Genomic DNA, 11,230 nt, shown 5'->3' on the forward strand with positions numbered 1-11,230 from the left:
AGGTTTATACGACTGCTTAGTATAACTCAAAAAAACAAAAAGCGCTGAATCCATTCAGCGCTTTTTTGTTTTCTTTATTTTAATTCAAAACGGATGCCTTTTTACAGCATCAAAATCCACCGTTTTTTAGCCTGTATTTTATAGAAGCACTTCAGCCGGGTGGAGATTTTTTAATTTAAAAGCTCAATTATTTGTTTGTTTCCCCTTCCAATAGCCAAAGTCAATGCTGTGTGGCCTTCTGTTTGAATATTCTTGTCAGCACCATTCATCAGTAGCAATTCCACTATTGCTGTATGCCCCATTTCTGCAGCCCTATGCAAAGCTGTAAATCCTCTGTTGTCTTTTGCATTTACCAACGCTCCAAATTTTAATAATAGCTTCAGGTGTTCTATTTTATTAGATTGTGTTGCGTTCATAATGGGTGTTGCACCCTGGATTGTCGTTACATTTGGGTCTGCGCCTAATTCTAATAGTTTTTGCATGGGTTCAACACCTTCTGTTACAATTGACCAATGCAGCGTAGCCAATCCGTCACCAGCCAGAGAATTGATATTTATTCCATTATTGACCTGCGCTACAATTCCATTGATGTCAGATTTTGCTGCCGCAATATGCAATAAAGAATGGGAACGCAATGTTCCTGTTGTCGGGGCCACAAATGTTTCATCGAAAACTCCTAAGTGTGCCATATTGCCATAACTTGAAAATGCCCAGAGTCCGGCATTTCTGGTGTTCAAATTTAATTCTTCCGGCAAAGGTGCAGGAATAACTTCTCCGATAGCATGGCTGATCAATAGAAAATTTAAATATGAATTCGTGAATGCTTCTGTTTCGCCTTCCGTAAATTCTCCGATTATATTCTCGATAATTAAGGTGTTATTTCTTTGTGATGTTTTAGCCAAAACAAAAACTTCCCTTAACCAGCTGCGAATAAAAATTAAAAATTCGCCATCAAAATAAATGGCCCATTTATGCTCCATTGCCTCAGGTTTAAATAATACTCCCGGTGCTAAAGAACCATCAATAGGAAATGTCAGGTCAGATACGATTGTTCTGTTGCTTTTTGGCTTTTCTCCCCAAAAAGATGTTCCGTCCTCTCCTCCGTAAGAAATGGCGTTGGTAGCCATTTGTGAGTTTTGCGAACTCGAAAGCATTGTCTGACTAATAGGTCTTAAGTCAAGCAGTTTTACGTTCCAGGGGTTTTCTGAGGGTTCTATCCAGGGCAAAATCGCCTCTGTAGTTTCCGGTTCCGGTTTATTTTCTTTACCAAAAAGTTTCTTGAAAAATGACATATTCTTTTGTTTGTTATAGTGTCTTATTAAATTTACGCCAAATCCGTGTTATGGCTGTTTCCTTTTGTCTCAGAATTGTCGATTTCTGAAAGGTCAAAGTCCTGTTCCGTCAGGAATATCGCTTTAATTTGTTTGACTGCTCCAATAGGTTTAAGTCTTAATAGATCGTCGTCGTCGTTTAATTCAGTTAAAAATCCGGTTTCAGAATTTGCTGTACCAAGAATAATCCATGGCCACCCGGATTCTGTCGCCATATAGTAAATATCCAATTCAATATTTCCTTTGTCAGCATATAACTTGTCACCAATTGGATAGCCTTGAAATTCGCCAATAAATTCAAAGTTTGTCTTGTCATTCCGGTTATAATTTTTCTCAATTTGGGTCAGAATATATTCCCGTTTATTCTGCTCGATTTTGTCGGCTGCATTTTCCTGAATTTGGGAAGCATTCGAAAAACCCGGCCGTTCCGTTTGAAGTAAGAAGTATTTTTCCTCCTTTTGAATGCTGTAAATGGTGAAAATTTTCAATTCACTTGCCATAAATCAGTTGTCTTTTTAGCATGATTGGTTATCGTGTCGCAGCGTTTTCAGGCTTTGCGTTCGAACGGGAAATTTAAGGATTCCATTCTATATATTTTGTGGTGTCCACATTTTTAGAAACTTAAACTTTTTCGGATATTCCTCTCTTGGGCAAAATGCCAAACCAACTTCTTTATTATCGAGAGAAGATTCCGTTAAGACTACAAAATCAGTTTCATTTTTAAGGTTATCAAATTCCGTCTCATTCGCCAGGCAGATTACTTTTTTAAATATCCCATTGATCCATTTTATCATATTTTCATTTTCTTCAAATTTTCGGTAACAGGCTAATGAGGCGTGTGCTGTTATTACAGGAACTAATTTGTCAGGAATATTGTCTTTTACGATAATGTACATTTTCATACGCTGCTGTTGTCAATATGGTGTCTAAACATTGTTTTTTACAAGGCTTTTACCTGTTTTCGTGAAAAGCGATAGAGCTGTATTTCGTAAAACGGGTTTGCTAATGTAATTAATTTTGACCCTTATATTCAGGGATCAGGCATAATTTTTCCATGTTAATTATGATCAATATGATTATGGATATTGGTAAATTAAAATATATAGTTGTTTATATTTCCGGACAAAATGCTCCGGGTGTGATCCATTCCTGCTAAAAAAACGACAAGAAAAGAGAATGTTTTTTTGTTTGCATATTCCGTTTTTTCTTTCTGATCTTTCCAATATATTTGTAAGCATCAGTAATAAAGTGTTGCAACTTTAACAGGCAGCAATACGTTAGCATAAATTAAAAATAATGAGTGAATTTTCAGGATATGAAAAGATGCCTAGTAGCATGAAAAAACTAGGGCTAAGTGAAAAAGATTTTTCCGAAATGGAAAAATTAAAATGGGTTGTTACAGAAAAAGTCCATGGAGCAAACTTTAGTTTCATCTATGAAAAGGGTACTTTGAAATTTGCTAAAAGAAAAGAATACCTGAAGTGGACAGACGATTTTTTTGGTTTTCAATTGGTCGTAAACAAATTAGAAGATGCCATACTTCGTCTCTTTGAACAGCTGAGCAACGAAATAATCGGGGAAAAATATATTGTTTACGGTGAATTGTTTGGCGGCAAATACCCGCATCCGGAAGTCAATGTTATAAAGGATTTATATGCCATTCAAACCGGAGTGTATTATACGCCTGCAATTGAATTTTGTGCCTTTGATATTGCCATTGAAACAAATGGTTCCGATTCGAAATATTATCTGGATTATGAAACGTCACTGGCGTATTTTAAGCAGTTTGGAATATTTCATGCCAAACCATTATTCATTGGAAAATTTACTGAAGCGATGAACTTCAATATCAGAATGAACTCCACGATTCCGAAAGAATTTCAACTTCCGGAATTACAGGACAATTTAATTGAAGGTGTGGTGATCAAACCTTTTAATCAAATCGATCAGAGCACACTTTTATCAAGACCGATAGTAAAACTTAAAAATGCCGAGTTTGACGAAGAAGATAAATTTCATGAGGCCGAAAAATGGTCGTTCGTTCCGGATATTTCCTCTAAAACAGAAGATTTGTCTTTTATTGTAGCGGAATTAAGGAATTATGTCACTCAAAACAGATTGGAAAGCGCCGTCTCTAAAATTGGCCCGTTAGACAGGAGTAATCCGCTTCGGGTTTCTGAAATTAAAACCGAATTTTTAGATGATGTGCTCATCGATTTTAATGAAAACAACAACAATCTTTTAAACGATTTACTGCTTAGCGAAAAAGAGTGGATCATGGAAAGAGTGGATTTTGAAATCAATAAAATAATGGCTTCTGCTAACGGATAAACAGATGAATATTTTAAACAGGATAATGGCACTGTGCTCCGTTATGACGCTTTTTAGCTGTGTACAGGGCAATACTCAGATAAACAGGAACGAAAATCCTTTGGCCAGCTATACCAAACTGGAACCGTTCCAAAATGGATTTGCCCCGGTGGAAATGAATAAACTATCTGGATATATCGACAAAAAAGGGCGTAATGTTGTACCCTGTAAATACAACTTTGTATACGGATTCTATAAGGGGTTGTCGGTGGTTGAAGTGAATAAAAAACACGGTGTTGTAGATAGTACAGGCCGTGAAATAGTACCCCTCAAATATGATTTTATTGATGGTTTTGACGAGAGTAACAGAGCGTTGGTAAAATTAGCAGGAAAATGGGGCTATATCGACAGAAAGGGAAACGAAGTTATTCCTGTTATTTATGATCATGCCAGTTACTTTCGTGAGGAAATAACTACCGTTGAAGAAAACGGACAATGGTATATCATGGATACTATGAATAACAGAAAGCCGGTTCAATACGATGTTTACAAACTGGGTTCTTTTAATGACGGATTGGCCTCCATTAGCCTTTACGGACAATCGGGCAAAGGGTATATCAATAAGCAGGGGAAAATCGTTATTGCGCCTCAATACGACTATGTTTATGATTTTAAGGAGGGTCTTGGAATGGTAAAACGCGATGAAAAAGCTGGTTTTATTAATAAAAAAGGCGAAGTCGTGGTGCCTTTGCTTTATGATGGTTATCCTGATTTTATTAACGGAATGGCGGCGGTACACCTGAAAGACAGTGAAAACTATGGGTTTATCAATAAAAAAGGAACTCTGGTTATCCCGATGAAATACACGGGTCTACATGACTTTTATGACGGTTTGGCCATAGTCAGTGTGTCAGGAAAATATGGTTGCATTAACAAAAAAGGAGAAACAGTCATTCCTTTTAGCTATGATCAGATGTATTCAGGTGAAGGAAACTTTGCAGTGATGAAAGGCGGAAAAGGATATTATATAGACACTAAGGGAAAGGTACTGTTTCCGGAAGTGTATCAGGATGTGTATGCCTTTAAAGATGGAGTAGCCCTGGTAAAACAAAACGGCAGCTGGTTTTATATAGACAAAAAAGGAAAACGGTTATTTTAAACAGGACAGAAGGCAAGCCTAAAACAGATGGCGCAGATTTGCAATCCGTTGAACAACCGGTATCGTGATTGGTAGGCCACATTAAATTAAGAAAAAAAGATATGTACGATTACAAAAAGACAGCCGTTTTGCTGATAACTGTTATGGTATTTTTCAGTTGTTTGAAAGGCAATTCCCAGGCATACAAGAGCGAAAATCCCCTGGCTGACTATACTGAATTCTATCCGTATAAAAATGGATATGCCACAGTGGGAATCAAAAGGAAATATGGATTTATCGACAAAAAAGGACGCAATATTGTACCCTGTAAATACAACTTTGTATACGAATTTTATAAGGGGCTGGTAGTTGTTGAGCTGGACGGAAAACACGGGCTTGTTGATACTACAGGCCGTGAGGTCGTGCCGCTGAAATACGATTTTATCGGTGGTTTTGAAGAGAGCAACAGAGCCATCGTGAAATTGAATGGCAAATGGGGCTATATCGATAAAAAAGGGAACGAAGTTATTCCCGTTATTTATGAAAGTTCCAATCAGTTTTATGAAGACAAGACTACCGTTAAAGAGAATGGGCAATGGTACATTATAGATACCCTGAACAACAGAAAACAGGTCCAATTAGACGTGGACGGGCTCGGCTCTTTTCACGAAGGACTGGCAGCCATTAACTTACGCGGAAAACCGGAAGAAGGTTATATGGATAAGCAGGGAAAAATTGTCATTTCTCCTCAATACCAGAGTGCTTCTCATTTTCACAACGGTCTGGCATGTGTGAAGCGCAATGAAAAAAGAGGTTTTATAAACAAAAGCGGTAAAGTAGTTGTGCCGCTGCTTTATGATGGATATCTTCATTTTAAAGATGGAATGGCGGCTGTAAGTAGCAATGACCGATATGGATATATCAACACAGAAGGAACCCTGGTTATCCCAATGAAATACACGAATTCCTATGGCTTTTATCACGGTTTGGCAATAATCAGAGAGTCAGGAAAATATGGCTGTATCAACAAAAAAGGGGAAACGGTTATTCCGTTTAGCTATGATGAGATGTATTCTGGCGAAGGAAATTTTGCAGTGAAGAAAGACGGAAAAGGGTATTTTATAGATGCTAAGGAAAACGTGCTGTTTCCGGAAGTGTACCAGAGTGTGGATGCCTTTAAAGACGGAGCAGCCCTGGTAAAGCAAAACGGGATCTGGTTTTATATAGACAAAAAAGGAAAACGGCTATTTTAAACAGAACCGGACAATTAAAAAAGAAGTCTTAAAAAAATCATAGACAACCACAGATAGCGCGAATTTACGTCGTGAGTTCGGCTAAAGCTGTACTTCTTGTTATATGATTATTACATAATTAAAAAAAACCTGTAAATTTTTATTTACAGGTTTTTTTTATAGCCTTTTGCGAATACGGATACCGGACTTTGTATCGCTGTTGGCATAGGATAGCAAGAGAGTAACATTCGCTGCCGGAATAGGTATTTTTACCTGTAAGAAATCTGTGAAAATTTTATAGGTTCGGCATTCGAATAGGGAATGATTAAAAAGCGTATAAAAGCACTAAAAAAGCAACAGATGAAAAAAAAGGACATTATACTATTTCTGGTTTGTCTAATGGCAAATGTTTCGGTATTGTTTTCTCAAAATGATGCTTTAAAAATACTTCCGAACGGGAATGTCGGTGTAGGCACAACCAATCCGAAGGAGAAATTACAGGTAGCCGGAAACATTAAATCCGATGGGCGGATCGAGGATAAAACCGGAAGTCTGATGCCGGTAGGTTCCGTCATTACTTTTGCCGGAACGCAGGCGCCGGATGGCTGGCTGTTGTGCGACGGAAGATCCTATCCGGTATCCGGCGATAAAAACGACCTTTTTAAAATAATAGGTAATATGTATGGAGGTGCTAACGGTCAGTTTAATGTACCCGATTTAAGGCAAACCTTTGTTATGGGTGCGAATCCGGCAAACGGAAACGAGCAATTGGGGAGAAGAGGAGAAGCCGACAAACATACGCATACTATAAATCCTCCTGCTCAAAAATTTTCAACTTCAACAGATGGTTCCCATTTCCATGCGTTTAATCCCGGCTGGTATAAAAGAAATTTCGGCGGAGGAGGTTATTCCGGGATCGATACAAATGGAGGGGATATTAAACAACAGATAACAGAATTTAGCGGAAATCACAACCACTCGGTTTCTGTTGCACTGTCCGCTTTTACCAGCGGTGAATCTGCGGGACAAAATCGCCCGAAATGGATGGCTCTGAATTATATCATTAAATACTAAACATTAAAAATAAAAAACTAATAATTATGGCAATTACAATCACAGAAATTAAAAACCTTACCAGTTCCGCTATTGTTGAAGCAGCAGATTTGGCAAACTTTAGTTTTAAAGGAACAACAACCGATACCATTACGATTAAAGGAGATGCACCGGACTGGAAACCTACAGACAACATCCAGGTAACCTGGACCGATGGCGCTAAAGCAGGAGGAAGGGCTGTTAGCGGAATGCTGGATAAAGAAAATAAAACAATAACCGGATTAGTGGATGTTTCCAAATACAGTGTGAGCGTTAACGGACAACTTGGAATTGGCCCGGAAACAAAACCGGATGCCGTTTTAGTGAGTGTACGAATTGGAAATATTCCGTCGGAAAAAAATCCGAAAGGCGACTTGATCATCGATTTTAGCGATAAACAGGATGGAGCGCCGGGTACGTCTATTAAACTTAACGATTTGGTAGGTTGGATTCAAGGTAAATCAGGTGATAAAACAGCTGTTAGCTTTCCTCCGGGTCAAGGCGACGGTAAAGACATAAAAGATTATGAAATCGAATTTAAAGAGTTTTACTACAACGTAACACAAAATACGTTCGACTTTAATGTACAGTCAAAAGATGGGAATGAAATGAAATTCGGAAATTTCACCATTAAAAAAGCAGGTTTCAGAGTAACCAATACACCCGTAACAGTTGCAACCAAAGCAATTGAAAAATAATATTCCGTAGGAAAAAGATTTTAAAAATAAAACATTACCATTCAAAAGGGATCCGGTTTAATCTATAAATTACGGATCCTCTTTGCATTGACTGACCTGTCGTTTTTTAATAGGTTGTCAAGTAATAGCATTGCGGTTTATTATGGCTACGAATAACTCTTTTTTAGTAGAAATCACGGGGCAAACGGAATTTCATTTAGGAAATCCGTCTGCTCCGATTGCTGTTGACATTGCTGTCGGTTATAGAAGCAGAATTACAGAAGATGCAACAAAGGAAAGTTTTTTGTATGCCACTCTAACCTCCGAAAATAAAAACGGAATTAGCGTACAGGATATCATAAATTGCTGTACGACAAAACAGGAAGTAATCCCCGAAATTTTAAATGCCGTTACATTTAAACAGTTTTCGGTAACCTATGGTTCCGGTGGAATCGAGGCTTCAGAATTTAAAATCGAATTCAATTGTAAAATCAAAATTAATGAAAGCTATTTTGATGCTGTTATAACAATTGATTATCAGAAAAACAGTTCGAAAACGGCTTTTGCTTTTGGAGGCATTTTATCGGTGGATGAACATCGTTTTGTCTTAAATTTTGTTCAGGAAAATGAGGCCGGTTATGTGTATGCCGCTTATCAGAATTCAGGAAAAACAACAATCGATTTACGGAACTTAGCCGCTAAATTCTTTGGTGATAGTGTAACGAATAAAATGCCGGAACTGTCATTTACGCTCGAAAAATTTAAAGCCTTTTTACTTTATAAAAAAGAAAAAAACACATCCGGTTTGTTCTTCGGAATGGGTGCGGATCTCAACCTGGATTTAGAGGAACTGCCTTTGGCCGGACCAGTTTTAACACAGGGGAATGCCTTTGGTTTTAAAGAAGTACTGGCGATTTATGCCAACGGAACTTTTGAAAAAGAGGAATTAAAACGTTTTGAAGGATTACCGCCGGTCGCAATAGGTTCCGGTTTTAATATTACCACACAACTGGAAATCAACGGTGTTGAGGAATATTATGCTTTAAACGAAGGAACCGATCAGCAATATAAAGAGCCCGAACAACCACAGCAACCAGCAGTTACCAGTGTAACACCGCTAGGCGATGGAATAATTGCTAAGGCAAAATGGAAAAAGTTAGATAAAAAAATAGGCCCGGTAACCTTACAGCGATTGGGTTTTGCTTATCAGGACAGTAAAGTGGTATTGCTGCTTGATGCCTCGATGGAAATGAAAGGCATGGGAATGCAGCTTATGGGATTTGGTCTCGGCTTTAAACTGCAATGGCCACCCGGAATGCCTGACTTCTATCTGGAAGGTCTCGGACTTTCCTATAAAGCGCCGCCAATCGAAATATCGGGAGCCTTTTTACATACCACAGCGCCCTATAAAGAAACAACCATTGATGTATATAATGGAGGAGCGATTATAAAAGTAAGTCGTTTTACCATTTCAGCCATCGGATCCTATGCTAAAGTAGCTGATGAAGCATCCTTATTTATTTATGGTGTATTTGACGGACCTATTGGCGGCCCGGCTTTCTTTTTTGTCACCGGAATTGCCGCAGGGTTCGGTTATAACCGCAAAATAAATGTGCCTTCGATTAACGAAGTGGCGCTATTTCCGTTAGTCGCTTTGGCGATGCGACCGGAACAGGATACAGGACTGTTACCATTGTTGGCTTCACTGGAAAGACCAATGAAAAACGGTAAAAAGCCGATAGAAATTTCCATTGGAGATTACTGGTTGGCTGTCGGAATTAAATTTACCTCATTTAAACTAATTGAATCGTTTGTACTGCTAACGGTTAATTTCGGAACCCAGCTTGAGTTTGCAATTCTGGGACTTTCCCGATTGAGCTGGCCGGAAAAATCAATGGCTCCGGAACCGATAGTGTATGTTGAACTTGCTATTTTGGCGCATTTCGGACCGGGTAGTGATGTGATTTCCGTAGAAGCGGTTATTACGCCCAACTCGTATGTTCTTTCGAAAGACTGTAAGTTATCCGGAGGTTTTGCTTTTTATACCTGGATAAAAGGACCACATGAAGGCGATTTTGTCATTACACTGGGCGGTTATCATCCGAAATTTGTAAAACCGGCACATTATCCAACCGTACCGCGATTGGCATTAAGCTGGAAAATCAGTAGTCTGGTATCGATTAAAGGAGAAATGTACTACGCACTTACCGCTTCTGCAATTATGGCTGGCGGTAAATGGGAAGTACTTTTTAATGCCTCAATTGTCAGAGCCTCTATTGTGATATGGGCCGATATGCTTATTTCATGGGCACCGTTTCACTATTATATCGATATGGGTATTACGGTTAAGATTGAGGCCAATATTAAAATTTTATTTATTCGGATACATTTTAGCTTCGAAATGGGTGCCGAACTGCATATATGGGGACCGCCATTTGCCGGAGAAGCCTATGTGGACTGGACAATATTCTCCTTTACTATTCCTTTTGGGGATCATTCGAAAAAAGCACCGAAAAAACTGCTATGGGAAGAATTTGCAACCGGTTTTATACCACAGAAGAAAAATAACGGACCGGTCAATGCCCGACTTAAAGAGGGGAAAGCAAATACAGTTTCTAACCCGGATCCAACTAATATAACGATTAGTAACGGTTTGATTGAAGTAAAAGGGGAAGCAAAATTCCCGATAATCAATCCGCATCAGCTAGCGATTACAATTGATTCTTTTATTCCGGTATCCGAATTAAAAATCAACGATAAAGAAGTATCGGAAAGTACCGTGATAAAATCGGAAACAGGCAATATTATTTATGCAAACAGAGAAAAAAATATAGGAATCCGTCCGTGTGGTTTTACAAAAGGTACCGTAGCATTTGAAATGAATGTTGATGTTGTACTGAATAACACAAAAATGGATGTAATGGTTTCCGGTATTGCAAAAGGAGTCGCAGAAGCCTTATGGGGAGGTGAGGAATCGAAAAGTAATAATGCCAATCCGGGTACTTCGAAAGTACTGACCAATGTGTTGAGTGGTGTTATCATTCAACCACCGGTTTTGCCGCAGGTTGCCCAAATACGAACGTTCGATTTTTCAGTCTTATTCGATGCTTCAAAAGGAACATTCGACTGGAAATTCACATTGGCCAAAACGGGCGAGGCCTATCATGCTTTTGAAGTTCTAGGTTATTATGATGAGGTAAACAATATAAAAGTAACCGGTATTCTTGAAAAAACATATGATGAAAACAGTGTAAAAGAGAAACGGGAAAAAATGGTGGCGCTTCTTAAAACCGGATTTGACGAGAGCTTCCCGGATATCGATGAAGAAGCAATAAACAGAAATATGACCAATGACGACGATTATTTTACCGGTATTCCGGTAATATGTGAAATAGGTCAACTACCGCAATATAGTACCGATGTAGAATAAAATTTAGGGTAAAACGTAAA

Annotated in this window: 9 protein-coding genes; 6 read left to right on the top strand and 3 right to left on the bottom strand. The window is 38.5% G+C overall.

Features of this window, described 5'->3' with window-relative positions; translation table 11 throughout:
- Positions 1-170: 170 nt before the first annotated feature.
- The 3 genes from BGO42_RS07350 to BGO42_RS07360 all read right to left on the bottom strand — a co-directional run bounded on the left by BGO42_RS07350 (position 171) and on the right by BGO42_RS07360 (position 2,233).
- The gene (locus BGO42_RS07350) at positions 171-1,292 is read right to left on the bottom strand and encodes an ankyrin repeat domain-containing protein (protein WP_273246766.1); all 1,122 of its coding nucleotides are present in this window, start codon (positions 1,290-1,292) and stop codon (positions 171-173) included.
- A gap of 32 nt (positions 1,293-1,324) precedes the next feature.
- On the bottom strand, positions 1,325-1,831 hold the full coding sequence (locus BGO42_RS07355; protein ID WP_273246765.1) for a hypothetical protein: 507 nt from the start codon (positions 1,829-1,831) through the stop codon (positions 1,325-1,327).
- 87 nt (positions 1,832-1,918) lie between these two features.
- Entirely contained in the window at positions 1,919-2,233 is a 315-nt protein-coding gene (locus BGO42_RS07360; RefSeq protein ID WP_177735175.1) for an aminoacyl-tRNA hydrolase, read from the bottom strand.
- A 433-nt stretch (positions 2,234-2,666) separates the two neighbouring features.
- Here BGO42_RS07360 and BGO42_RS07365 point away from each other — a divergent pair, with 433 nt between their 5' ends.
- The 6 genes from BGO42_RS07365 (at position 2,667) to BGO42_RS07390 (ending at position 11,210) form a co-directional block, all read left to right on the top strand.
- On the top strand, positions 2,667-3,662 hold the full coding sequence (locus tag BGO42_RS07365; protein WP_273246764.1) for an RNA ligase family protein: 996 nt from the start codon (positions 2,667-2,669) through the stop codon (positions 3,660-3,662).
- Between the two features lie 4 nt (positions 3,663-3,666).
- Complete coding sequence (locus BGO42_RS07370; protein WP_273246763.1) at positions 3,667-4,800, top strand: WG repeat-containing protein; 1,134 nt, start codon at positions 3,667-3,669, stop codon at positions 4,798-4,800.
- A 101-nt stretch (positions 4,801-4,901) separates the two neighbouring features.
- Positions 4,902-6,032: a WG repeat-containing protein gene (locus BGO42_RS07375; protein ID WP_273246762.1), complete on the top strand. Its 1,131-nt coding sequence runs from the start codon at positions 4,902-4,904 to the stop codon at positions 6,030-6,032.
- Between the two features lie 339 nt (positions 6,033-6,371).
- Complete coding sequence (locus BGO42_RS07380) at positions 6,372-7,085, top strand: phage tail protein (RefSeq protein ID WP_273246761.1); 714 nt, start codon at positions 6,372-6,374, stop codon at positions 7,083-7,085.
- 26 nt (positions 7,086-7,111) lie between these two features.
- Complete coding sequence (locus BGO42_RS07385) at positions 7,112-7,801, top strand: hypothetical protein (RefSeq protein ID WP_273246760.1); 690 nt, start codon at positions 7,112-7,114, stop codon at positions 7,799-7,801.
- 142 nt (positions 7,802-7,943) lie between these two features.
- Positions 7,944-11,210 (top strand): DUF6603 domain-containing protein, encoded by a 3,267-nt coding sequence (locus tag BGO42_RS07390; protein WP_273246759.1) that lies wholly within the window; start codon positions 7,944-7,946, stop codon positions 11,208-11,210.
- Positions 11,211-11,230: the final 20 nt, after the last annotated feature.

The sequence above is a fragment of the Flavobacterium sp. 40-81 genome (genome assembly GCF_001898245.1).
Taxonomy (GTDB): domain Bacteria; phylum Bacteroidota; class Bacteroidia; order Flavobacteriales; family Flavobacteriaceae; genus Flavobacterium; species Flavobacterium inviolabile.

Excerpts from the sequence above, each read along its gene's own strand:
- BGO42_RS07350 (WP_273246766.1), bottom strand. The coding sequence starts at position 1,292 with ATGTCATTTTTCAAGAAACTTTTTGGTAAAGAAAATAAACCGGAACCG.
- BGO42_RS07355 (WP_273246765.1), bottom strand. The coding sequence starts at position 1,831 with ATGGCAAGTGAATTGAAAATTTTCACCATTTACAGCATTCAAAAGGAG.
- BGO42_RS07360 (WP_177735175.1), bottom strand. The coding sequence starts at position 2,233 with ATGAAAATGTACATTATCGTAAAAGACAATATTCCTGACAAATTAGTT.
- BGO42_RS07365 (WP_273246764.1), top strand. The coding sequence starts at position 2,667 with ATGAAAAAACTAGGGCTAAGTGAAAAAGATTTTTCCGAAATGGAAAAA.
- BGO42_RS07370 (WP_273246763.1), top strand. The coding sequence starts at position 3,667 with ATGAATATTTTAAACAGGATAATGGCACTGTGCTCCGTTATGACGCTT.
- BGO42_RS07375 (WP_273246762.1), top strand. The coding sequence starts at position 4,902 with ATGTACGATTACAAAAAGACAGCCGTTTTGCTGATAACTGTTATGGTA.
- BGO42_RS07380 (WP_273246761.1), top strand. The coding sequence starts at position 6,372 with ATGAAAAAAAAGGACATTATACTATTTCTGGTTTGTCTAATGGCAAAT.
- BGO42_RS07385 (WP_273246760.1), top strand. The coding sequence starts at position 7,112 with ATGGCAATTACAATCACAGAAATTAAAAACCTTACCAGTTCCGCTATT.
- BGO42_RS07390 (WP_273246759.1), top strand. The coding sequence starts at position 7,944 with ATGGCTACGAATAACTCTTTTTTAGTAGAAATCACGGGGCAAACGGAA.